Annotated in this window: 17 protein-coding genes and 5 pseudogenes; 15 read left to right on the top strand and 7 right to left on the bottom strand. The window is 67.2% G+C overall.

The window, feature by feature from the left end; translation table 11 throughout:
* Positions 1–208: 208 nt before the first annotated feature.
* Positions 209–1069: a cupin domain-containing protein gene (locus tag EBE87_RS23955; protein WP_233553241.1), complete on the bottom strand. Its 861-nt coding sequence runs from the start codon at positions 1067–1069 to the stop codon at positions 209–211.
* On the opposite strand from EBE87_RS23955, the gene EBE87_RS23960 reads away from it, so the two are divergent.
* From EBE87_RS23960 to EBE87_RS24005, 10 genes are all read left to right on the top strand, one after another.
* Positions 1068–2735: a peptide ABC transporter substrate-binding protein gene (locus tag EBE87_RS23960; RefSeq protein ID WP_120638638.1), complete on the top strand. Its 1668-nt coding sequence runs from the start codon at positions 1068–1070 to the stop codon at positions 2733–2735. The two genes, EBE87_RS23955 and EBE87_RS23960, sit on opposite strands and share 2 nt — an antisense overlap.
* 4 nt (positions 2736–2739) lie before the next feature.
* Positions 2740–3690, top strand: a complete 951-nt coding sequence (locus tag EBE87_RS23965; RefSeq protein ID WP_120638637.1) for an ABC transporter permease — start codon at positions 2740–2742, stop codon at positions 3688–3690.
* Positions 3691–3700: 10 nt separating this feature from the next.
* Entirely contained in the window at positions 3701–4594 is an 894-nt protein-coding gene (locus EBE87_RS23970; protein WP_120638640.1) for an ABC transporter permease, read from the top strand.
* Positions 4591–5598: an ABC transporter ATP-binding protein gene (locus EBE87_RS23975; protein WP_120638636.1), complete on the top strand. Its 1008-nt coding sequence runs from the start codon at positions 4591–4593 to the stop codon at positions 5596–5598. Before EBE87_RS23970 ends, EBE87_RS23975 begins: the two co-directional genes overlap by 4 nt.
* Positions 5599–5713: 115 nt before the next feature.
* Positions 5714–6709 carry an ABC transporter ATP-binding protein gene (locus tag EBE87_RS23980; protein WP_120638635.1) on the top strand — a complete coding sequence of 332 codons (996 nt, stop codon included), beginning with the start codon at positions 5714–5716 and terminating at the stop codon, positions 6707–6709.
* A gap of 30 nt (positions 6710–6739) precedes the next feature.
* Complete coding sequence (locus EBE87_RS23985) at positions 6740–8071, top strand: NAD(P)/FAD-dependent oxidoreductase (protein ID WP_120638634.1); 1332 nt, start codon at positions 6740–6742, stop codon at positions 8069–8071.
* Positions 8072–8250: 179 nt separating this feature from the next.
* Positions 8251–9171, top strand: coding sequence for a LysR substrate-binding domain-containing protein (locus EBE87_RS23990; protein ID WP_120638633.1), 921 nt, complete (start codon positions 8251–8253; stop codon positions 9169–9171).
* 69 nt (positions 9172–9240) lie between these two features.
* Positions 9241–10578, top strand: coding sequence for an NAD(P)/FAD-dependent oxidoreductase (locus tag EBE87_RS23995; protein ID WP_120638632.1), 1338 nt, complete (start codon positions 9241–9243; stop codon positions 10576–10578).
* Entirely contained in the window at positions 10575–12158 is a 1584-nt protein-coding gene (locus EBE87_RS24000; protein ID WP_120638631.1) for an ABC transporter substrate-binding protein, read from the top strand. Before EBE87_RS23995 ends, EBE87_RS24000 begins: the two co-directional genes overlap by 4 nt.
* Before the next feature lie 14 nt (positions 12159–12172).
* Entirely contained in the window at positions 12173–13870 is a 1698-nt protein-coding gene (locus EBE87_RS24005) for a gamma-glutamyltransferase family protein (protein ID WP_120638630.1), read from the top strand.
* Positions 13871–13895: 25 nt separating this feature from the next.
* Here EBE87_RS24005 and EBE87_RS24010 read toward each other — a convergent pair whose 3' ends face one another.
* From EBE87_RS24010 to EBE87_RS24020, 3 genes are all read right to left on the bottom strand, one after another.
* Positions 13896–14627 (bottom strand): 5-formyltetrahydrofolate cyclo-ligase, encoded by a 732-nt coding sequence (locus tag EBE87_RS24010; protein ID WP_120638629.1) that lies wholly within the window; start codon positions 14625–14627, stop codon positions 13896–13898.
* A 172-nt stretch (positions 14628–14799) separates the two neighbouring features.
* On the bottom strand, positions 14800–16230 hold the full coding sequence (locus tag EBE87_RS24015; RefSeq protein ID WP_120638639.1) for an amidase: 1431 nt from the start codon (positions 16228–16230) through the stop codon (positions 14800–14802).
* A 73-nt stretch (positions 16231–16303) separates the two neighbouring features.
* Complete coding sequence (locus EBE87_RS24020; protein WP_120638628.1) at positions 16304–17890, bottom strand: ABC transporter substrate-binding protein; 1587 nt, start codon at positions 17888–17890, stop codon at positions 16304–16306.
* 355 nt (positions 17891–18245) lie between these two features.
* Here EBE87_RS24020 and EBE87_RS24025 point away from each other — a divergent pair, with 355 nt between their 5' ends.
* From EBE87_RS24025 to EBE87_RS24045, 4 genes and pseudogenes are all read left to right on the top strand, one after another.
* Complete coding sequence (locus EBE87_RS24025; protein WP_120638627.1) at positions 18246–19238, top strand: Bug family tripartite tricarboxylate transporter substrate binding protein; 993 nt, start codon at positions 18246–18248, stop codon at positions 19236–19238.
* Positions 19239–19324: 86 nt separating this feature from the next.
* Positions 19325–20105, top strand: a pseudogene (locus tag EBE87_RS24030) (IS5 family transposase).
* A 9-nt stretch (positions 20106–20114) separates the two neighbouring features.
* Positions 20115–20724: pseudogene (locus tag EBE87_RS29980) on the top strand (IS5 family transposase); the annotation flags it as partial.
* Positions 20725–20824: 100 nt separating this feature from the next.
* Positions 20825–21710: pseudogene (locus EBE87_RS24045) on the top strand (IS110 family RNA-guided transposase).
* Here the strand turns inward: EBE87_RS24045 and EBE87_RS24050 are convergent.
* Together EBE87_RS24050 and asd are read right to left on the bottom strand one after the other, a co-directional pair.
* Positions 21688–21798: pseudogene (locus EBE87_RS24050) on the bottom strand (IS481 family transposase); the annotation flags it as partial. The pseudogenes EBE87_RS24045 and EBE87_RS24050 overlap by 23 nt on opposite strands.
* Positions 21799–21996: 198 nt before the next feature.
* Positions 21997–22869 (bottom strand): archaetidylserine decarboxylase, encoded by an 873-nt coding sequence (gene asd, locus EBE87_RS24055; protein WP_120638624.1) that lies wholly within the window; start codon positions 22867–22869, stop codon positions 21997–21999.
* Between the two features lie 179 nt (positions 22870–23048).
* Here asd and EBE87_RS29985 point away from each other — a divergent pair, with 179 nt between their 5' ends.
* Entirely contained in the window at positions 23049–23297 is a 249-nt protein-coding gene (locus EBE87_RS29985) for a transposase (protein ID WP_158600889.1), read from the top strand.
* A gap of 20 nt (positions 23298–23317) precedes the next feature.
* On the opposite strand, the pseudogene EBE87_RS24065 reads toward EBE87_RS29985, so the two are convergent.
* Positions 23318–24398, bottom strand: a pseudogene (locus tag EBE87_RS24065) (IS256 family transposase); the annotation flags it as partial.

Raw genomic sequence — 24398 nt, forward strand, 5'->3', positions numbered from 1 at the left:
ATGACCGCTGCGCCCACACCTTCATGTCCGCCATCTGCCTCGCCGCCACCGTCCTCTTCTGGATCAAGGAGTCCTGAGCCTAGTGTTCCAGGAGGCCTGCGCCAACCTGCGGCGCAGGCCTGCAAGTATCGGCTTCTGTATTGAGGCAGTTGAAACAACTTGGCAGGTCGGCCCAGTCAGAGAAACGTGTTAGGTCCCGCCGACAAGATCATGGCGCGGTGGGAACAGTGATCCAGACGATGCGGGTCGGTGACGCAGTCGGGTTGTCGAACATGTGCGGGACTGTGCTGGGGAAACGGAAGGTGTCGCCCTCCTCAAGGAGATGCGCCTCATGATCCAGCCACAGACGCAGGGTTCCGGCTAACACATAGCCTGCCTTTTCCCCCTGGTGCTTCACGAAGTCCGCGCCGGACGAGCCGCCCGGGCTGAGAGTCAGCTCATACATTTCCATTCTGCCTGGCGCATCGGGAGCAAGGGACTCCTTCAGCACACCGCTCGGCGTCAGTCTGAGCAAGCGGCGCTGCGCCCGCCGGACGACATAATGCGGCGCTGGTCCCCGTTCAGCTGGCCGCTCCTCGAAAAAGAAGGAGATCGGGACCTGTAGGGCCAGGCTCAGTAGTCTCAATGTACGGATCGACGGTGTGGCCAAGCCGCGCTCTAATTGGCTGATCATGCCGGTCGACAGGCCGGTGCGTCGCCCCAACTCCTGAATCGAGAACTCCATGCGCTGCCGCAGCAGCCGCACGCATTCTCCGAGCCGCTGATCACTGGCACTGTCATCCGCCCGCGCTGCACCAGGCGTCGTAGGTGTGGCCAGGATGGTGCTGCCAGCCCGCGCCTTCATCCGCATTCTCTCCTGCAAGGCTGCCGATGCCTGAACACCGAAAGGACCACCGCCGTGCCGGTCATACGGGACGAAGCAAGACGATTGACAAGAACATTCCATGAGAGTGAACATCAAGGCAAGAATTTCGAACAGGTCGAAAATGGCCTGATAGGGAAGCTTCGCATTCAGTCCGGGCCTGCCCCCTGGCAGGCGCTGAGCGGCCGAGCGGGAGACGAGGATCATGACACGTGACGACTCTGCACTGCGCTGGCATCGCATCCTGGCGCCTACACGGCGCGGCCTTTTCGCCATTGGCGGAGCGGCGGCGCTAGCAGCCGGCCCGGCCCGCGCCCAGGGCGCCTCCCGCCCCCCCGAGAAGCCGAAAGGCCAGGTGATCGTCGGGCTTTCCCAGGAGCCTACCGTCTTCCACCCATTGATGCCGGGGATCGAGGTCGATCAGGGTGTCTGGTGGAACCTGTTCAGCACGCTCTGGTACATCGACCCGGCCGGGCAGTTCGTGCCCGATCTGGCGGCGGAGGTGCCAACCCAGACGAATGGCGGCATCTCCGAGGATGGCCTGCTCTGGAAGGTGAAGCTGCGGCGCGATGCCAAGTGGCATGATGGCACGCCCTTCACCGCCGAGGACGTGAAGTTCAGCCTGGATCTGATCAACAATCCGGACTTCCGCGTGCGGAACCGCGTCGGCCACAGCCTGGTCAAGGAAATCAAGGTCACCGCGCCGGACCAAATCGAGTGGCGGATGGAGACGGCCTACGCGCCCTATCTCTCCATCCTGTCGCTGACCTTCATGGTGCCGAAGCATCTTCTGGCCGGCGCCGCCGACCCGAATGGCACGCCTTTCCAGAATGCGCCCGTGGGCACGGGGCCGTTCCGCTGGGGCAGCCGCACGCCGGGCGATAACATCCAGCTCACCGCCAATACCGCCTATCACGGCAGGGGCCCGTATCTCGAGCGCGTGGTCTTCAAGTACATCCCGGATGTGACCGTGATGTACACGCAGTTCCGCACCGGGCAGATCGACTATACCGGCATCGCCGGCATCAGCCCGAATTTCGCGCGGGAGGCCAAGGCGCTGCGCGGGCGCAAGGTGCAGGTGAATCCGACCGCCTCGGTCGAGAGCATCGCGCCCAACCTCGAAGCCGGCGCGCTGGCCGACAAGACGGTGCGCCAGGCGCTCTACATGGCCATGAACAAGAAGGCGCTAATCGAGGCGCTTTACTACGGCCTGCCGACGCCCACGGAATCCTTCCTGCCGCAGCAGTCCTGGGCGATCAACCCGGACCTGCCCAAGCACGAGTACAACCCCGCCAAGGCGAACGAGATGCTGGACGCCGCGGGCTGGAAACGCGGCGCCGGCGGCATCCGCGAGAAGGGCGGTGTGCGGCTGGAGTTCAGCAACTCCACCACCGTCGGCAACCCGATCCGCGAGCAGGCACAGCAGTTGCTGATGCAGGACTGGAAGGCAATCGGCGCCGGCATGCGCATCCAGAACATGCCCGCGGCGGTGATCTGGGGCGAGTTCTGGCAGCAGTCCAAGTACAATTCCGTCATGGTTAGCGTGAACTACATGCTGGGCAGCGACCCTGACGTGACGCCGCGCTTCAGCAGCAAGGCCATTCCCGCCAAGGGCGGCCGCGGCCAGAATACCTTCCAGTTCCAGAATGCCGAGGTGGACGACCTGCTGCTGAAAGGCGCCACGACTTTCGACCAGGAGAAGCGGAAGGAGGTCTACGGCCGCATCCAGCAGGTCATCCGGGAGGAGCTGGCCATCCTGCCCATCTTCCAGCAGACGCTGGTCGAGGGCACGAAGGACAACCTGATGGGCTTCCAGCCCAATATCAACACCTCCTCCAACTGCTGGAACATTCGCGAGTGGTACTGGGCCTGATCCGATGATGGCCTATTTCGGCCGCCGCCTGGGTCAGGCGGCGCTGCTGCTGGTGGTGGTGTCCATGATCGGCTTCGCCATCCTGCATCTCGCGCCCGGCGGGCCCATGGCGCAATATGCCATGGGCTCCAACATGTCGCAGGAGGACCTGGACCGGATCGCCTCCCAGCTCGGCCTCGACCGGCCGCTGCCGGTGCAATACGCCGAATGGTTCTGGCGGATGATCGGCGGCAACTGGGGCACCTCGTACCGCGACGGGCAGCCGGTCCTGCATGTCATCGGGTCCCATCTCGGCGCGACGCTGGAACTGATGGTGACGGCGACGCTGATCGCGATCGTGGTCGGCTGCTGGATCGGCATCCTGGGCGCGATCCGCCGCTACTCGGTTTTCGACTATATCGCGACGATCGGCGCCATGATCGCGCTGTCGATTCCGACCTTCTGGTTCGGCCTCGTCGCCATCTTCGTCTTTTCTGTCGAGCTGGAATGGATGCCGGCCGGAAACCGGCAGACTGTGGGCGACGGATCGGTCATGGACATGCTGCACCACCTGATCATGCCAGCCCTGGTGCTGGCACTGGTGGAAACGGCGATCTGGAGCCGCTTCATGCGCTCCTCCATGCTCGACGTGGTGAACCAGGACTATATCCGCACCGCCCGCGCCAAGGGCCTGCCGGAATGGCGCGTGCTGTCCGGCCATGCCTTCCGTAACGCGCTGCTGCCGATGATCACCGTGGCCGGCCTGCAGCTGCCGACCCTGCTGGGCGGCGCGCTGGTGACGGAGACGGTCTTCACCTGGCCGGGCATGGGCCGGCTGTTCCTGGATTCCATCGAATACCGCGACTACCCGGTGGTGATGGGCATCCTGATGTTCTCGGCCAGCCTCGTGCTGATCGGCAACCTTGTTGCCGACATGCTCTATGCGGTGGCCGATCCCCGCATCCGCCTGGGCTGAGGACCACGCCATGAGCAGCACAGCCCATACCCTGCCCATCGCCCCGGCCGCGGAGACGCTGCCGCCGCGCAACACCGCTTGGCGGCGTTTCCGGCGGCACCGGCTGGCCATGCTGGGCGCCAGCATCATCCTGGTCCTGGTGCTGGGCAGTTATCTCGGCCCTTACCTGCTCCCCTACGACGACACCTATATCGACATCATGCAGCGCTTCGCGCCGCCCTTCGCCGGCGCCCATGTCCTGGGCACGGACGAACTGGGCCGTGACATGCTGGCGCGGCTGATGATGGGCGGCCGCATCTCGCTGGCCGTGGGTTTCGCCGCCATGGTCATCAGCATGGTCATCGGCATCTCGGTGGGCGCTATCGCCGGCTATTACGGCGGCTTGGTGGGCGCGGCGCTGATGCGCTTCGTGGACGCGGTGCTGTGCTTTCCTAGCATCTTCCTGCTGCTGGCACTGGCTGCACTGGTCGATCCCGGCGTTGGTTCCATTACCCTGCTGATCGCCGCGACCGCCTGGATGGATGTGGCGCGCATCGTCGAGGGGCAGATCCGCTCCCTGCGCGAACGGGATTTCGCCGTGGCGGCCGAGGCTCTCGGCGCTTCCGACCGCTACATCGTGTTCCGCGAGCTGGTGCCGAACGCGATCGCTCCCATTGTCGTGGCCGCCACGCTGAATGTCGCCAAGGCGATCCTGCTGGAAAGCTATGTCAGCTTCCTCGGCTACGGCATCCAGCCGCCGGTGCCGAGCTGGGGCAACATGCTGAACAACGCGCAGATCTACCTGACCAGTGCCCCTTGGCTGGCTATCCTGCCCGGCCTGCTGATCACCCTCGCCGTTACCAGCTTCAACTTCCTGGGCGACGGGCTGCGGGATGCGCTCGACCCGCGCATGGAGGCCGCATGACCGAGACGCTGCTGGAGGTCGAGAACCTCGCCATCCGCTTCCGTACCCATGGCGGGGAAGCGGCGGCGGTCAGCGACGTCTCCTTCCGCCTGGGGCGTGGCGAGACGCTGGCCATGGTGGGTGAGAGCGGCTCGGGCAAGAGCGTCACCTCCCTGGCGCTGATGCGGTTGCTGCCCAAGGCGCCGCAATGCACCGTCTCCGGCAGCATCCGGCTGCGCGGCAAGGATGGCGGCATGTTCGACGTGCTGTCGCTGCCGGAGGAGCGGATGCGCGCCGTGCGCGGCAACAACCTGGCCATGGTGTTCCAGGAGCCGATGACCTCCCTGAACCCGGTGCAGACCATCGGCGCGCAGATCACCGAGACCATCCGCCTGCACCGCCCCATGACCCGCCGCGCCGCCGAGGACGAGGCCGCGCGGCTGCTGGACCTGGTGGGCATTCCCTCGGCGCGGCAGCGGCTCTCGGCCTATCCGCACCATCTTTCAGGCGGCATGCGCCAGCGCGCGATGATCGCCATGGCGCTCTCCTGCGAGCCTTCCGTCCTGATCGCCGACGAGCCCACCACGGCACTCGACGTCACCATCCAGGCGCAGATCCTGGACCTGCTGCGGCGGCTGCAGGAACAGACCGGCATGGCGGTGATCTTCATCACCCATAATCTGGGCGTCGTGGCCGAGATCGCCGACCGCGTGATGGTGATGTATGCCGGCCGCGTCGTCGAGCAGGCCGCCGTCCTGCCGCTCTTCGAGCAGCCCCTGATGCCCTATACCCAGGGTCTCCTGCGCTCTGTGCCGCGCCTTGATCTCGCCGGGCGGCGTACCGGTGCCTTGCCGGCGATCCGTGGCAATGTGCCCGACCCGCGCTACCCGCCGGCCGGATGCGCCTTCCATCCGCGCTGCGACTTCTTCATTGGCGGGCGCTGCGACAGCCAAGCTCCGGCTCTCGACATCACGCCCGACGACAGGCAGGTCCGCTGCCTGCGCTGGCGGGAGATTGCGGCATGAAGGCGGTGGCCCGACGTGCCTCCCGCCCGGCTGTGAAGGAATGGCTCAGGTCGGGAAGTACCGCACCCGCTCCGCAGGACACCTGTGTCCAACCTCCGGCACAAGACGGAAGGCCATGAACGCAATCCTTGAGGTTGAGAGCCTGCGCAAGTGGTTCCCCGTCGGCGGGGGGCTGTTCGGCCGGGGGCAGAAGCAGGTGAAGGCGCTGGATGGCGTCTCCTTCAGCGTCAACAAGGGCGAGATCCTGTCGGTTGTCGGTGAATCCGGCTCGGGCAAGACGACGTTGGGCCGCGTGGTGCTGCGGCTGACCGAGCCGACGGGCGGCGCCATCCGCTTCGAAGGCCAGGACATCACCGGGCTCTCTCGCCGTGCCCTGCGGCCGCTGCGGCGGCGGATGCAACTGGTCTTCCAGGACCCCTTCGCCTCGCTCAATCCGCGCATGAGTGTCGCGCGCATCGTGGCGACACCGCTGATGGTCCAGGGCGGCGTCGGCCGCGCGGAGCGCCGTGAGCGCGTGGCGGAGATGCTGGAACTGGTCGGCCTGCAACCGCATCACGCGGAGCGGTACCCGCACGAGCTGTCCGGCGGGCAGCGGCAGCGCGTCGGCATCGCACGCGCGCTGGCGATGAACCCGAGCTTCCTGGTGGCGGACGAGCCGGTCTCGGCGCTCGATGTCTCGATCCAGGCGCAGGTGGTGAACCTGCTGCTGGAGCTGAAGGAGAAGCTCGGCCTCACCATTCTGTTCATCGCGCATGACCTCGCGGTGGTGGGGCATATCTCGGACCGCATCGCGGTGATGTATCTTGGCCGCATGGTGGAGGTGGCGGAAGCCGGCGCACTGTTTCGCAGTCCCCGCCACCCTTATACCGAGGCACTCTTCTCGGCGGCCCCGATCCCGGACCCGCGGCTGCGGCGCAGCCGCATCATCCTGCAGGGCGATATCCCGAGCCCGCTCAACCCGCCCTCTGGCTGCGCCTTCCGCACGCGCTGCCGCTATGCCCTGCCGGCCTGCGCGGAGGCCGTGCCGCCGCTGCGCGAGGTCACGCCCGGCCATTTCACCGCCTGCATCCGCGATGACATCGCCTTGCAGGCCTCCGTCTCCACGCCATGATGCCCGTGGCTTCCAGCAAGGACCTGCTCCATGTCGCCTCCCGTCGATCGTATCGCCAGCGATGAGAAGCTGCCGGAGGCGGTCGATGTGGTCGTCATCGGCGCCGGCATCATCGGCGTCGCTGCCGCATACCACCTGGCCAAGAAGGGCCATTCGGTTGCGCTGATCGAGAAGGGTCATGTCGGCGCGGAGCAGTCGAGCCGCAACTGGGGCTGGTGCCGCCAGCAGGGCCGCGACCGGCATGAGATCCCGCTCGCCCGTGCCAGCCTGGAGATGTGGGGCAAGCTGCACGAGGAGATCGGCGCCGACCTCGGCTTCCGCCGCCAGGGCGTGCTCTGGGTGACCAAGGACCCGGAGGAACTGGCGGGCTGGGAGCGCTGGGCGGATGACGCGCGCGAGATGCAGGTGCACAGCCACATGCTCAGCGCCGCCGAGATCGCGACCCGCATGCCGGGCAGCACCGAGCCCTGGGTCGGCGGCATGGAGACGCCGAGCGACGGCCGTGCCGAGCCCTCCATGGCCGCGCCGGCCCTGGCGGCGGCGGCACGCCGGCTGGGCGTTCTGCTGTTCCAGAACTGCGCCGCACGCGGCCTCGAGACCAAGGGCGGCGCCGTCGACGCGGTGGTGACCGAGCGCGGCCGCATCCGCACCCAGGCGGTGCTGCTGGCCGGCGGCGCCTGGTCCACGTTGTTCTGCCGCCGGCATGGCATCGACCTGCCGCAGGCAATGGTGAACGGCACCGCCTTCCGCACCACCGCCACCACCACCTCCATCACCGAAGGCGCGCTGGGCACGCCGGGCTTCTGCATGCGAAGGCGTGAGGATGGCGGCTACACCGTGGCGCTGCGTGGCCGCGGCACGCTGCACCTGACGCCGGACGGGCTGCGCTATGCCCGCCAGTTCTGGCCCACTTTCCGGCAGCGCGCCGCCAAGCTGAAGATCCGCCTTGGCAAGCCTTTCCTGAAAGGGCTGACGACCGGCGCCGACTGGTCCCTCGATGGCGAGACGCCTTTCGAGCGCACCCGCGTGCTGGACCCCACGCCCGACATGGAACTGGTGGAGGAAGCGCTGGCGATGCTGGCCAAGGCCTATCCCGGCATGTCCGGCGTCGGCTGCGCCGAAGCCTGGGGCGGCACCATCGATTCCACGCCGGATGCCGTGCCGGTCATCTCGGCCGTGGACAAGCTGAAGGGTTTCCATCTGGCCACCGGTTTCAGCGGCCACGGCTTCGGCATCGGCCCGGCGGCGGGGCGGTTGGCGGCGGATATCGTGGCGGGCGACACGCCGGTGGTCGATCCGCACCCCTATCGCTACACGCGGCTGGTGGATGGTACCTATCTGGCGCCTGCCGGCGCACTCTGAGCAGGGTTGCGTTCCGGGCGGCAAGGCCCACCCGGAACAGTGCCGGATGAACGGGTGACCTACGGCTGGCTCTCGCCGTGCCTCCATCTCGGCCTCCGCTCTCTTCGCCGGGCCTGAAGCATGGCGCTTGGCCGAGGCCTCACCCTTGACACGACAGTGCCGGCGACGACCCTGAAGCAATGAAGCGAGCGCTTGGCTACCGCCATCTGGAGGTCTTCCGCGCCATCATGCAGGCCGGCTCGGTGACCGGTGCGGGCGTGTTGCTGGGCGCCTCGCAGCCGGCGGTCAGCCGCCTCCTGGCGCAAACGGAAGACCTGGCCGGCTTCCCCTTGTTCGAGCGGGTGAGGGGACGTCTGGTGCCAACCGCCATGGCGCAGACGCTGTATGAGGAAGTGGACCGCATCTTCACGGGCCTGGAAGAGGTGGCCGCCCTTGCGGAACGGCTGCGCACCGGTGCGCCACGCCGTGTCGTCATCGCCTGCCTGCCCACGCTGACGGTGACCGTGCTGCCGCGGGCGGTGGCCGCATGGCGAGCTTCCGGCCGGCAGGAAAGCCTTTCGGTCCACTCGCGCGCCGCAGATGGGGTCATGGGCCTGGTGTCCATGCGGCAGGCGGACCTTGGTATCGGCATCAATGTGCCGGCCGTGCCGGGGGTGCGGTCCTCCCTGCTGTTGCGCAGCCAGGCCTGGTGCGTCATGGCACCGCAGCATCGCCTGGCGGCGCAGCCGCTGGTGCGGGCGGCCGACCTGCATGGCGAGACCTTCATCGCCCTCTCTCGCGAGGAAGGCCGGCAGGCGCTGGTGGATGCGGCCCTGCGGGACAGCGGCGCCCGTCCGGTAGAGACGGTGGAATGCCGCTTGGCCGCCGGTGCTGTCGCCATGGCGGCAGCCGGGGTGGGTGTGACCATCGCGGATGCCTTTTCAGTCTCGCTGTTCCTGCACCAAGGGCTGGTGCTGCGGCGGTTCGAGCCGGCCATCGCTTTCGACTACCGCCTGATCTGGCCAGCGGGCGCGCCGGATACCTTCGGGCGTGCCGCGCTGGCGCAGCACATCCGCGACGCGGTGCGGGACTTGGTCCGGCGCGTGGCGCCCGGGCCATAAGCGGGGCGGCGGCTCCATAACCAATTGGTATGCGGCCCATCCGGCATCGTGTGGCAGGCTTGCCGATGCATGCCCGAGACATCAGACATCTTCACACCCGATTTCCAGGCACGACCATACTGGTGGGATGCCGCGCCGCCGGCACCGGCCGAGGCCCCACTGCCGGAGGAGGCGGAGGTGCTGGTGGTCGGTGGTGGAATCGCCGGCCTTTCCACGGCGCTGGAACTCGCCCGCAACGGTGTCCGGCCGCTGGTGATCGACCGGGAGCCGATCGGATGGGGCGCATCGTCCCGCAATGGTGGCGCGCTGGCCGGGGCCGGCGGGTTGGGCAAGCTGCGCGGCGACCTGAAGGAGCACCTTGGCGCCGCCTTCCTGGCTGAACTGATGGAGGAAGGCGAGGGCGCCTTCGAGCAGTTCGAGGCGCAGGTGGCGCGGGACGCGCTGGACTGCGACTACATGCGCTGTGGCCGCTTCGTGGGCGCGCATGCGCCGAAGGCGCTGGAGGCGCTGAAGCGCCGTGCCGAGATGATCAACGAAACCGGCGCCGGCCAGGCCGAGGTGGTGAGCCGCGCCGGCGTCGCGGCCGAGATCGCGACGGAGCGATACGCCGGCGGCATGGTGCTGCACCGTGCGGGTTCTGTGCATCCGGGCAAGTACACCCGCTCCCTGGCCCGGGCCGCCGAGAAGCATGGTGCGCTGCTGGCCAGTGGCGTGGAGATGCTGGACTACCGCCGTGACGCCGATGGCGGCTTCCGGGTCCGCACCCGGCGGGGCGAGGTGCGTGCGCGCCAGTTGATGGTCGCCACCAACGGTTATACCGGCGCCGCGACGCCGTGGCAGCAACGCCGGCTGATCCCGGTCGCCAGCTACATGATCGCGACGGAGGAACTGGGCGAGGCACGGGTGCGCTCGCTGCTGCCGAACCTGCGGGTCTACGGCGATACCAAGAAGGTGCTGTATTACTTCCGGCCATCGCCGGACCATTCCCGCATCCTGTTCGGGGGCCGGGCCAGCTTCGTGGACGCGGATGTCCTGCGGGCCGGCGCGACCCTGCACCGCTTCCTTTTGGACCTGATGCCGTCGCTGCGCGGCAGCCGCGTCAGCCATGCCTGGAAAGGCAATGTCGCTTTCGCCTTCGACCTGATGCCGCATGTCGGCACGCAGGAGGGCGTGCATTACGCCCTGGCGTGCAACGGCAGCGGCGTTGTCACCATGACGCATCTGGGCCGCGTGGCGGCGCAGCGGATCATGGGCAGCGCCAACCGCGAATCCGGCTTTGCCCGGCTGCCGTTTCCGACGATGCCGTTCTACGGCGGCAAGCCTTGGTTCTTGCCCCTGGTGGGCATGGGATATCAGCTGCGCGACCGGCTGGATGGCTGGCGCGTCAGGAAGGGGGGCCAGGAATGAAGCGGACCACATCGCGCTGCCACGGCTTGGCGCTGGCGGCCACCCTCGTGCTGGCGGCGGCGCCTGCGGCGCAGGCACAGCGCCTGACCATGGCGGTGCAGTCCACCTTCGGCATCGACCCGCATTTCTTCTTCAACGGCCCCAACATGGCGGCAGCGCGGCATATCTACGACACGGTCATCAGCCGCGACCCCGACAGCAAGCAGGTGCCGGGGGCCGTGCAATCCTGGCAGGCCATCGAGCCGATGGTCTGGGAGCTGAAGCTGCGGCCGGGGGTGACCTTCCACGACGGTTCGCCCTTCACGGCCGAGGACATCGCCTTCTCCATCGCCCGTATTCCCAATGTGCCCAACAATATCGGGCCCTACACGATCAACCTGCGCACCATATCCCGTGTCGAGGTCGTGGACCCGCTGACGGTGCGGCTGCATACCTCCGAGCCGAACCCGGTCATCCCGGGCCAGCTCACCAATGTCTTCATTGTCTCGAAAAAGGCCGCCGAGGACGCTTCCACTGCCGACTTCAACGCCGGCAAGGCGGCGATCGGCACCGGGCCCTTCCGCGTCGCCAGCGGCGTCGGGCCCAGCGGCGTGAAGCTCGCCCGTAACAAGAACTATTACGGTGACAAGCCGGCCTGGCAGGAGGTCGAGCTGAAGGTCGTGCCGAACGATGCCTCCCGCATGGCCGGGCTCCTGGCCGGCGACTACGACCTGGTGGAAGACCTGCCGCTGGGCGACCTGTCGCGGCTGCGGCGGGAAGGGGCCGTGAATGTCTTCAGCCGGCCCACCGACCGCATCATGTACCTGTCGCTGAACGTCGCGGTGGACTCTCTGCCGCTCGTGACCGGCGCTGATGGCAAGCCGTTGCCGGTCAACCCGCTGTCCGATGTCCGGGTGCGCAGGGCCTTGTCGATGGCCATCGACCGCAACGCGCTGGTGGAGCGCGTGATGGAAGGCCAGGCCGTGGCATCCGGCCAGCTGACGCCGCAGGGCTTCCTGGGCTACGACCCCGCCGTGACGGTCCCGGCCGCCGACCCGGCCGGTGCCAAGCGCCTGCTGTCGGAGGCTGGCTACCCGGATGGCTTCGGGCTGACCATCTCCTGCTCCAACGACCGCTATGTCAACGATGCGCGGATCTGCCAGGCCGTCGGGCAGATGCTCTCCCGCATCGGGCTGAAGATGACGGTGGATGTCACGCCGGGCACCGTGTTCTTTCCCCGCATCCGGCCGGAGCGCGTGACGCTGCCCATCCACTTCGTGGGTCGCTCCTTCTCCTCCGGCGATGCTTCCTATGTGCTGTCCACGTCCTTCCATACGCGGGACCTGAAGAACAACCTGGGCGGCGCCAACCGCAGCGGCTTCAGCGTGCCGGAGATCGACGAGAAGATCCGCACCGTGATGATCCGCATGGACGACGGGCGCGGCGCCGCGCTGCAGCAGCTGATGCACGAGGTGGAGGCACTGGTGCCGCAGATCCCGCTTTACGTGCAGATGTCCGCCATCGGCACCCGCAAGAACATCACCTATACCCCGCGCATGGACGAGCAGGTGGTCGCCACCCACGCCCGGCCGGCGCAGTGACGGAAGCGCAGACCATGCAGACCGGCAGGCCCACCCTCTACGGCACGCGCCACGCTGTCTCGGCCGGGCACTACCTGGCCACCGCCGCCGGGCACGCGGTGCTGGAAGCCGGCGGCAATGCCGTCGATGCCGGTGTCGCGGCGGGCATCGTGCTTGGGGTCGTGCAATCCGACATCGTGAATGTCGCCGGCGTGGCGCCGATCATCCTGCGCATGGCGGATGGCACGGTGGAAACCATTGCCGGGCTTGGCCACTGGCCGCGCGCCATGCCGGCCGACCTCTTCGTGCGCGACTATGGCGGCAGGATGCCGCCGGGCGTGCTGCGCACGGTGGTCCCCGCCGCGCCGGATGCCTGGATCATGGCGCTGGAGCGCCATGGCACCATGACCTTCGGGGAGGTCGCCGCCGCCGCCATCCGCCATGCCGCCGATGGCTTCGCGATGTATCCCGCTATGGCGGAGAGCATCGGCTCCCGCGCCGATGCCTATGCGCGCTGGCCCAGCACGGCGGCGGTCTATCTGCCCGGCGGGCAGCCGCCGGTGGTTGGCCACAAGTTCATCCAGTCCGACCTCGCCGCCATGCTGACCTTCATGGCGGAGCAGGAGAAGGCGGCCGGCGGCGACCGCCTGGCCGGGCTGGCGGCGGCGCGGGATGCCTTCTACCGCGGTGACATCGCGGCCCGGATCGTCGCCTTCCATCAGGAGCAGGGCGGCTACCTGTCGCGCGCGGACCTGGCGGAATACCGCTCCCGCATCGAGCCCGCCGTGATGCGGGAGTGGCGCGGGCACCAGATTTTCACCTGCGGCCCCTGGTGCCAGGGCCCGGCACTGCTGCAGGCCCTGCTGGTGGCCGAGCGGATCGGCCTGGATGGGCTGGCGCATAACAGCGCCGAGTACCTGCACCTGCTGGCCGAGAGCCTGAAGATCGCCCTGGCCGACCGTGAATACCACTTTGGCGATCCTGCCATGGTGGAGGTGCCGCTGGAGCAACTGCTGTCCGCGCCGCATCTCGACGCCCGCGCCGCCGGCTTCCGCGCCGATCAGGCCCACCCGGAGATGCCGCCGCCGCTCATCGGCAACGGCACCGAGATTCCGCCCGCCACCGTGGAGAAGGTGCCGGCGGTGGAACAGGATACCAGCTACTGCTGCGTGGTGGACCGCTGGGGCAATGCCTTCAGCGCCACACCCTCCGACGGTTCCTGGAACGCGCCGGTGGTGCCGGGCCTGGGCATCGTGGTTTCCCCGCGCGGGTCGCAGAGCCGGACCGACCCGGCGCATCCCTGCGGCGTGGCACCAGGCAAGCGCCCCCGGCTGACGCCTAATCCCGCCCTGGCGGTGCTGGCCGATGGCGGCGTGATGCCCTTCGGCACCCCGGGCGGCGATGTGCAGGTGCAGTCCATGTTGCAGGTGCTGCTGAACGTGCTGCACTTTGGCATGGAGGTGCAGGCGGCGATCGAGGCGCCGCGCATCGCCACTTATGCCTTCCCGTCCTCCTTCGCGCCTTTCGAGCACTTCCCGCGCCGGCTGGCGGTGGAGGCACGCATCCCGGCGGAAACCCGCGCCGCGCTGCAGGCCATGGGACACGAGGTCAAGAACTGGCCGGACTGGGCCTATGCTGCCGGCAGCGTCGAGGCCATCCGCACCGATCCGACAACAGGACTGATGGCGGCGGGCGCCGACCCGCGCCGCCCGGCCTACGCCATCGCGTCCTGAGGCTCGGAGGCCCTCGCGGCATTCGCTACCTTGTCCGCGCTTCCGTCACGATCAGGTCCATCGCGATATCATGCGTCTGTGGATGGATGGTGGCGATCCGCGCCAGCTCGAAGCCAAGGCCGATGGCCCTTGGCCGGGCCGGCAGCGAGGCCAAGGTGCGATCATAATAGCCGCCACGATAACCAAGGCGGAACTGGCGCGCATCGAACCCAACCAGCGGCACCAGCAGAAGGTCGGGCGCCATGGGCTCCCCGGCGGCCGGGACGGGGATGTTCCAGATACCGTGTGTCATGGGCGCGCCCGGCCACCATTCGCGGAAGACCATGGGCCTAGCTTTCTCAACGACCACCGGCAGCGCCAGCCGCCGGCCCCCAGCATGCAGGGCCCGGGCCAGGGAGCGTGGATCGTATTCGCCTTTGAATGGCCAGTAGAAGCCGATCCGCTGGCCGGAGCAGGATGCCAGGACCTGATGGAGCGCCGCCGTGATCGCCTCGCTATGCGCCGCCCGTGTGGCGGCCGGCATGGTCAGGCGCTTCTCGATCAGTGCAGCCCGCTTGGCCTTGCGCCAGAGCCGGATCTCCGCCCAGTCCTCCACGGTGCTGGCCTGGGGCTGAGGGGCGGGGGCAGTCGCTGCCTCGGCCGGGGCCAGGAAGGATGAGTCCAACTCATGCAGCATGCAGGCCGGCGAACTGTATTCTGCATTCTCAGGCAGCCCTTGGCCCGGGCCTGTCGCGGTCTCCTCGGTGCCCTTGCTCATGACGCCGCCTCCCTGCGCCTGATGCACCTGCCCGGGCTCAGCTCACGCCGGATGGCAGGTTCATCGAAGTGATCGGCAACCAGGGAAGGCTCCTGTCCCGGCTGGGTCAAGTGGATAGGCCGGCGAGGTCCGAGAGGGTTCGGCGCCGCGCCCAAGGGCAACGGCGCGGGGTTCAGCCAACCAGTTCCTCAAGCTTCGCCATCAGGCGCGGATGGGGCGTGTCTTCCTGCTGCAGGGCCTCGATGCCCAGGCTGGCCTCCAGGATCAGTCGCTCGCCGTATTTGGGCCCGGCAATCTGCAGGCCGACAGGCAGGCCGCTCCCCGTCACGCCACAGAAGATGGAAGCGGCAGGCTGCCCCGTCAGGTTGAAGGGCAGCGTGTAGGCCACACCGTCACGCCAGCGGTCATAGGCTGGCGAGTGGTACAGCGTCTCCACCGGTGGCGCGGCATGGGGCGTGGTCGGCGTGAGCAGCAGGTCATGGCGCGCGTGCAGTTCCGCGAAATGCCGGTGGAGCCGCGCGCGTGCCACTTCGCCGGCGACCACTTGCTCGGCACTCACGGCAAGGCCGCGCTCCGCCACATCACGGAAGTTGGGATCAAGCTCGTCCCAACGCTCGCGCGGCACGCCCCGCAACAGATGCGCGAAGCTCGCCATCCAGAAATCCTGGAAGACGGGCGGCAGGGGCCGGATGACCGGCCCGACCTCCTCGACCGTGGCACCGGCCTCCCGCAGGCGTGCAATGGTCTGCTCCAGGCAGGCGCGGATGTCCTGGTCAGGCTCCACCTCGCCAAGATTGGGCGCATAGGCGAAGCGCAGGCCCCGCAGCCGTGGACGCAGCTCGGCCAACCAGTCCTCAGGCGGTTGCGGCAGGGCATACCAGTCGCGGCGGTCGGGCCGCGCCATGACCTGCAAGGCCAGCGCCGCATCGGCCACATGGCGCGCGAGCGGCCCACCCGCGCTCACCGTCGCGAAGACGCCCTCGACCGGATGGTGCGGCACCCGCCCGAAGGTGGGCTTGATGCCGAAGAGGCCGCAGAAGGCGGAGGGGATGCGGATGGAACCGCCACCATCGTTGCCGTAGGCGAGGGTGCCGATGCCGGCCGCCAGGGCCGCTGCGGCACCCCCCGAGGAGCCGCCGGGGGAGCGATCGAGAGCCCATGGGTTGCGGGTGAAGCCCTTGAGCTGGCTGTCCGTGATGCCCTTCCAGGCGAATTCCGGCGTCGTCGTCTTGCCGAGGAAGACCGCGCCCTCCTCGCGCAGGCGCGCGACCACGGGGGCATCCTCCGCCACCGGCGTGGCTTTGGAGGTGGTCGACCCGTTGCGGGTCGGCCATCCCTTCATGTCCACGTTGTCCTTGATCGTGACGGGGACCCCGTCCAGCGGGCCGCGGGCCTCGCCCCGCTCCCAGCGCCCGGCGGCTTCCCGGGCGGCGGCGAGGGCGCCTTCCCGGTCGACCAGCTGGAAGGCATTCAGCGCCGGCTCCAGCGCCTCGAGCCGTGCCAGATGCTGCTCCGCCACATCGACGGGCGACAACTCGCCCTTGGCGTACCGCCGGCCCAGAGCCGCCGCCGACAGGTAGCAGATCTCATCCAGTTGCGTCATGCCAGGCACCTTTCCCACCGCGTGCTCCCCACCGCCCCGCATATCCGGCGCGGCCCGATCCGGAATGGCCCCTTCAGGCCGGACGGACATTCCAGAACTTGGCGAAGCCGCCGAGGACCCCGGTGATGTTGGTGCGCCAGGCGCTGGGCTGCCGCATCTGCCCCAGCGGATAGAAGGGCACATCCGCCATGCACTGGCGCTGGATGTCCTGGCAGATCCTCGCCCGCCCGGCATCGTCGGCCGCCTCGTACCAGGCTTCGTAAAGCTCTTCCGTCCGCGGGCTGGTGGACCAGCCGGCATAGCCGGCCTCGCCGGTGCCGCGCATCGCGATATGCGTGGCCGGCGTCATCCAGTCCGTGCCGTTCCAGTTGGTCACGAAGCAGCTCCAGCCGCCCTGCTCCACCGGCCCCTTGTTGGTGCGGCGCTGCAGCAGCGTGCCCCAGTCGGTCGAGATATATTCAACGTTCATGCCGATCTTGGTGAACATATCGGCCGCGACATCGCCGAGCGGCTTGATGACGGCATAGTCGCTCGGCACGAGCAACACGACCTTCTCGCCCTTGTAGCCGGCGGCCTTGAGGTCGGCCTTGACCTTGTCGTAGTCGCGTGGCCCGCGCAGCGGCTCCAGCCCGGCATCGCTCGCCATCGGGGTGCCCGGGCAGAAGACGCCGATGGGCGTGTGGTACATCGAGGGATCGTCGCCAACGATCGCCTGCATGTAGGATTCCTGGTCGATCGCCCGCATCACGATGCGGCGAATCTCCGGGTTGTTGAAGGGCGGCTGGAGGTGGTTGGGCCGCATCATCGACAGGATGCCGGCCGGGTCCACCACCTCGACCTTGATCGAGCGGTTGCGTCGCAGCACCGGCAGGAGGTCATGGTTGGCGTGCTCCCACCAGTCCTGCTCGCCCGACTGCAGCGCGGCGGCGGCAGTGGAGGCATCGGGGATGGTGGTCCACTCGACACGGTCGAAATACGCGACCTTGGGGCCGGCCGTACCGCTGGGCGTGCCATTCTCGCGCGGCTTGTAGCCGGTGAAGCGCTCATAGACGTTGCGCGACCCCTGCAGCCGCTCATCCGCCTTGTAGCGGAAGGGACCGCTGCCGACGATCTCCGCGACCTGCTGCATGGCATCGGTCTTGGCCAGGCGCTCCGGCATCATCGCCGGCATATAGACCGGCGACTTGCCCAGGGCGTCCGGCAGCAGGGGGAAGGGCCTCTTCAGGCGGAAGCGGATGGTCCGGTCATCGGGCGCGGAGAGTTCGTCCGTCGCCCGCATCAGCGCGCTGCCGAAGGCGTCCCGTTGCGCCCAGCGGCGGATGCTGGCGACGCAGTCACGGGCGAGCACCCTCTCACCGTCGTGCCAGAGCAACCCTTCCCGCAGGCGCAGCGTCCAGAGCTTGCCATCCTGCTCGACCACATGCCCTTCGACCATCTGCGGGGCCGCCGCGTAGTTCTCATCCTGGCCGTAGAGCGTGTCGAAGACCATGAAGCCGTGGTTGCGGGTGACGTTGGCCGTGGTCCAATGCGGGTCGAGAAAGGCGAGATCAACATGGGGAACGTGGCGCAACGTGCGAGCCTCTGCGCCGCGTGAGACACGCGGCAGGGCCAGAGACAGCGCGGCCGTTCCGGCTCCCTGCAGAAGCGAGCGTCGATGCATGAAATTCCCTCCGGTTTTCTACTTTATCGTGTGCTGCCGGAAGGTTGCACCAGTGCGGGAAGGACGCAACCGCACCCGCTGAAAAATGTCCTGCCGGCAGCATGTCACGCCCCTGGTTCGGCAGTGCTGCGGGCAGGGCGTGCTCGCACACAGTCCGGCAAGGCACCGATGGCACTGCGCGAGCTGCCGTGCATCCTGGGCCCAAAGGTGTGGAAATCCGCCGGAGGGCGACACAAGGTGAACGCCTGCATTGGCCCAGCCCTAGCCGTATCAGCGGGATAGGACAGCGGCACTAACTTGATCACCGCGTGCAGGAGGCAGCATACCGCCGCCGACCTACTTCCGGAGACTGCACATGTTCCGTTACCCGGCCCGCCGCCAGTTGCTCGGCGCCGGCCTCAGCCTCGCCGGAGCGGCCGTTCTGGCCAATGCTCCCCTGGCTGCCGAGACCTGGCCCAACCGCCCCGTGCGGCTGCTGATCCCATTCCCGCCCGGCCAGGCGACCGACACCATCCTGCGCTATCTCGCGGACGAGTTGTCGAAGCGGTGGCCGCAGCGCATGGTGGTGGACAACCGGGCTGGCGGCGCGGGTGTGGTCGGGATGGAAGCCGGTGCACGGTCCGCGGCCGATGGTTATACCCTGATCGCTTCGACCAGCGGCACCAACGGGATCAACCCGAGCGTCATTCCAAACCTGCCGTATGACGCGATTCGCGACTTCACCTATGTCACGACCGTTTTCACGATACCCCTGCTGATCGTCGCCCATCCCAGCTTCGCGCCAAACACCGTGCCCGAACTGCTGCAGGCGGCAAAGGCCGACCCTGGCGGGATCAACTACGGCAGTGGCGGTCCCGGCACCTCACAGCACCTCTCGGCCGAGATGTTTGCCAGCCGCGGCGGCGTGAAGCTGACGCATGTGCCGTATAAAGGGTCCGGGCCCGCGATGGCCGATCTGATCGCCGGCAATATCCCGATGATGTTCGACAGTGTCGCGAGCGCGCTGCCGCACATCCAAGGTGGGCGGATCAAGGCTCTCGCCGTCACCTCGGCCACGCGGGCACCGCAATTGCCAGAGGTGCCGGCGATCGCCGAATCCTTGCCCGGCTATGAAGCTATCGGCTGGGGAGGCCTCTGCGTCCCCGCAGCGACACCGCGGGAGGTGGTGGAACGGGTGAATGCCGATGTCACCGCATTGCTCCGCGATCCACGAGTTGCGGCCCGCATGCTGGAGCTGGGCGGAACTGCCGCACCGCAGACGATTGAGGCAGCCAATGCTTTTGTGGCCAGCGAAATCCAGAAATGGGGTGAAGTTGCAAGAGCTGCCGGAGTGAAGCTCGGCGGCTGAGCTCAGAAGAGTTAGGATCTGGACTTATCAACAAGCCTCTTGCGCTTTGATCCTGCTGTGATGCCATGGTGGCCGGAGGTGCTGCCATGGCCGACCTGTTCTGGCTGACGAAGGCGCAGATCGAGCGGTTCCCGCGCTCCTTCCCGCTCTCGCATGGCGGGCCGCGGGTGCACGACCAGCGGGTCGTCAGCGGCATCATCCATGTCATCCGCAATGGCCTTCGCTGGCGCGACGCGCCTGCCGGATACGGGCCGCACAAGACCCTCTGCAACCGCCTCATCCGCTGGAGCCGCATGGGCATCTTCAACCGCATCTTCGCGGGGCTGGCCCGGCGCAAAGGGCAGCCGGAGCGGCTGATGATCGACGTCACGCAGCGCAAGGCCCACCGCACGGCGGCCAGCCTGCTCGAGAAGGGGCTGATCCCCGCCGTAGCGGGCGCACCAAGGGCGGCCCGAGTTCCAAGCCGCACGTGGTCCCGGACGGGCAGGGTCGTCCCCCTTGTCATGCTGCTCTCCGAAGGTCAGATGAGCGACCACAAGGGCGCAGCGCTGATGCGCGACGCCCTGCCGTCCGCCCGTATCCTGATCGGCAACAAAGGCCATAACAGCGACCGCTTCCGTCAGGCCCTGACCGCCCGCGGCATCGAAGCCTGCATGCCGTCACGTCGTGGCCGCAAGCGGCCTATCCCGCATAACAGGAAGTTCTACCGCTAGCGGCACCGCATCGAGAACATGTTCGGCAGGCTCCAGGGTTCGCGGCACTGCCTCGGACCGCCGCATCGCCATGCGCTATGGCCGCTGCGCCCACACCTTCAGGTCCGCCACCTGCCTCGCAGCCACCGCCCTCTTCCGGATCAATGAGGCCTGACCTAGTATTGACCTGCGCGAGGTGCTGAACGCGATCCGCTACCTGGCCCGGGCAGGATGTGGCTGGCCCTTGCTGCCGGCCCATTTCGGGCGCTGGCAGACAATTAACTGGTGGTTCAGACGGCTCGCACGGCGGTTCCTGTTTGCCACTTTGCACAACATCGCGCTGATGCTGGATCGCGAGTGCGCGGGGCGCGATGCCAGCCCTACCGCCGGGGTTCTGGACAGCCAGACGGTGAAGTCCCCGCACACACCGGACGACGGTAGATATAGACGCGGCCAAGCGCTTAGAACGCCGCAAGCGCCACGTCGCGGTCAATGGCCGCCTGCTGATGGTTAACCTCACAGCCGCCGACGTGCAGGACGCTTCCGGGGCGGAGCAGATCGTCAAGGCGATCCGTAAGCGCTGGCCTTGGCTGAAGCACCTGTTCGCTGACGGTGCCTATGATCGCGGCAAGCTGATGAGTGCTGCGGCCTACCATGATTCCATCATCGAGGTCGTGCGAAAGCTGGGAGACCAGCAAGGCTTCCAGGTGCTGCCACGTCGCTGCGACGTATCCGAAGCCATGATCCACGTCAGCATGCGCGCACTCCTGATCAGGCGCATTGCCCATCTATGAGCATTCTCAAACTGATGCAGTGGACGGCCCCTGCTTCACGGCATCGATGTGCCAGGATCGCGGTCGTTGGTTGAACGCCACGGACAGAGGGGCCGCCCACATGCAGGTTACCACCATCGGCTTGGACATCGCCAAGCGCGTCTTCCAGGCACACGGCGTCGATAAGGCCGGCAAGGCGGTGCTGCGGCGCAAGCTGCAGCGAGCCGAGGTGCCGGGGACTGTCGCCCTGCCTAATGGGCATCGAGGCGTGCGGCACGGTGCATCACTGGGCGCGCGAGATCCGCGCCCTGGGGCAAGAGGTTCGGCTGTTGCCGGCTTCCTACGTGAAGCCCTACGTAAAACGCAGCAAAACGGATGCGGCCGATGCTGCACCGGGCGCGCGACCTGCTGGTGCCAGCGGACCATGCTGGTGAATGCGCTGCGCGGATACACGGCCGAGCAGGAGTCATCGCACCGCAGGGGATCAGCCGGGTGTCGGACCTCGTTGCCGTGCTGCTGGGCGAGGACGAGACCACCATGCCAGCACTCGCCCGACAGGCGCTGCGGGGTCTGGTGGGCGAGCTGAAAACTCTGGGCGAGCGGATCGAGTCGATTGAGACGTCCATCCTCGCTTGGCATAAGGGAAACGAGGCCAGCCGCCGGCTTGCCACCATCCCGGGTGTGGGGCCGATCACCGCCTCGGCGATCGTGGCCAGCATCACCGATCCCACGCAGTTCCGTTCCGGCCGGTACCCTGTCGCTTGGATCGGGCTGGTGCCGCGGCATAACTCGAGTGGTGGCAAGGAACGGCAGGGCGGCATCTCCAAGCAGGGAGACCGCACCTTGCGCCGACTGCTGGTGCTGGGCGCCGCCGCGGTGATCCGCACGCCAGAACGCGATCGGCCGCCGAGGCCAGTTGGCTCAAGGGTCTGTTGGAACGTCGCCCGGCCAACGCCGCAGCCGGTAGAGCAGCGAGGGTGATGAGCTGTCCCGGCTGTACCCCATGATCTTGCAGGCCTGGCTGACGCTGCCGAACTGCTTGGCCAGCTCCAGCACCCCGACCTTGCCGCGGAGGATCTTCTGCTCTCGCATCATCATGACCTCCGTCCTCAAGGACGCCTGCCAGCCCCCGCCAGCAGGTCAGATGCCCACCACTTCACCACTGTCTGCCAGATTAAGCCGATACCTTTGCAGCTGACGCTGCCCGGCCTGATCACACCGCAACCCTGTTGATCTCGCCGAAAGCAGTTCTACCGCCTGCTCCTGCGCATCAGCGCTGGTATCACGCCCTCGTTACACTGCTGCGGCTTTTGCTGTCTTCGGATGATCACCCATCCGTTCACCAAGGCGCACCGAGCGTTCCGGTTTCCAATCTTGGTTGAAAGCGATGTTGTTCTGCTGGAACAGCATCACAACGGTCGAGCCAAGAAGGAATCTGCCCATCTCCTCGCCTTTCTTCAGGGCGATGTCCTGATCGTTATAGCACCATTCGGAGACCTTATTCTCGCGCGTCGGATTGACCACGCCGTGCCACGCCGTGGCCATGCTGCCGACAATGGTGGCGCCGACCAGCACCATCACGAATGGGCCGTGCTCTGGCGATTCGAACACGCATACCACTCGCTCGTTGCGTGCGAATAGGCGCGGCAGGCCCCGCGCGGTAGCCGGGTTTACCGAGAATAGCGCGCCGGGCACGTAGCTCATACGCATGAGCTTGCCGTCACACGGCATATGCAGGCGGTGATAATCCTTGGGAGACAGGTACAAGTTGGCGAAGCTGCCGTGGCGGAACTCAGCCGCCAGCGCGGCGTCACCGCCAACTAGTTCCGTGGTCGTGAAACGGTGGCCCTTGGCCTGCAAGATATGGTGGTCATCGATCGCGCCGAACTGGCTGATCGCGCCGTCCACCGGGCAAACGAAGTCAGCGGCAGCGAGCGGGCGCAGGCCGGGCTTAAGCGGACGGGTGAAGAATTCGTTGAAGCTCTTGTAGCTTGTGATGTCCGAATTTTCGGCTTCGCTCATGTCGACGCCGTATCTACGTACAAACCAGCGGATCAGCCCGATTGTCATCGAACCTCCGCGTGCCCTGGCGACACGGCCTGCGAGCGTCGTCAGTCGCCGCTTCGGCAGCAGGTACTGGAGCAGGAGGGCAGAGTGATCAGACATGACAGAGCTCATGGTGAGAAGGTGGTCGTTACATCGTGATGGACTGCCATGAAAGCGTTTTCACTCGCTGGAGCCTAGGCGGCGTGGACAAAGGTGCTTCACATCCTGAACCTGGGGTACTTCAAGGCTGCCTCCTGAAGGGAGGCGCCGGTGCTGCGAGGTTTGCTGCCGGACGAGGAATGGCCTTCTTCGGGCCCTTCGTGGTCGAAGAAGACCCATTCCGCGGGCGCCCGCCTGGCAGTCACCGCCGGGTGTTGGATGCCATCTTCTGGGTGGCGCGCATGGGCATTCCCTGGCGCGGCCTGCCGCCTGAACTGGGCAACTGGAACTCCGTCCACCGGCAGTATCGACGCTGGACCACCTCGGGCCTTTTTAGATGTGCTGCTGTAGGCACTGGCGGATGGGGGCTTGTCAGGAATTTCGTGTAGGGCGGAGCGGTTGAACACGCTCAGGCCATGGCGCGGGTGAAGCGTTCACCGAACAGCACGGGGACCTGGGCCTTGGCCCATTCCCGCGGCGGCATGGTCCACTCCTTCTCCGCCCGGTGCAAGACCGGAAACAGCAGCTTCAGGGCGGCTTCGTCGGTGGGGAAGTGCCCTCGGGCCCGCACCGCCCGTCGCAGCTTCGAGTTCAGCGCCTCGATGTCGTTGGTGGTGTAGAGGAACCGCCGAATGTCCACGCTGAAAGCGTAGAAGGGCACCACCTCGCCCCAGGCGCGGCGCCAGCTCTGGCCGATGGTGGGGTACTTCTGGCCCCAGAACCCGGCCTCGAAGTCCGTCAGGGCAGTCTCAGCGGCAGCGGCATCGACCGCCTGGTAGATGGCCTTCAGTGCCGCGGCCACGGGCTTGCGGTCCTTGTACGGCACGAAGGCCAGGCTCTGCCGCAGGAGATGGACAATGCAGGTCTGTACCACGGCCTCCGGGAACACCGCCGGGATCGCCTCGGGAACGCCCTTCAGCCCGTCCACCACAGCCAGCAGCAGGTCTTCGACACCCCGGCCGCGCAACTCGTTCATCACCCGGAGCCAGAACTTCGCGCCTTTTCTGCTCCAGCTACGGGCCCAGGATCTCCTTGCCGCCGTCGGCCCGGACGCCCAGTGCGATGTGCACCGCCTTGTTGCGGACCAGACTTTCGTCCCGGATCTTCACCCGCAAGGCATTGAAGAACACCACGGGGTAGACCGCCTCTAAAGGGCGGTTCTCCCAAGCTGAGATTTCGTCGAGCACGGCATCGGTGACGGCGCTGATCAGGTCTGGCGACACCTCGATGCCATAGAGCTCGCGCAGGTGGCCCACGATCTCCCGGGCGCTCATGCCGCGGGCATACATCGAGATCACCTTGTCATCGAAGCCGGGGAAGCGCTGCTGGTATTGATCATCTGCTGGTCGAAGCTCGCCTGCCGGTCTCGCGGGATCTCCAGGGTCAGCTTGCCGCTGTCGGTCACCACTGATACCGCCGAGCTTATGAAGTGACCTTTCTGATCCATGGATAGTTGGTGAGGGATTGGAGGCGGTCTGGGGTGAGGTGGT

The organism is Teichococcus wenyumeiae (assembly GCF_003696345.1).
Lineage (GTDB): Bacteria > Pseudomonadota > Alphaproteobacteria > Acetobacterales > Acetobacteraceae > Pseudoroseomonas > Pseudoroseomonas wenyumeiae.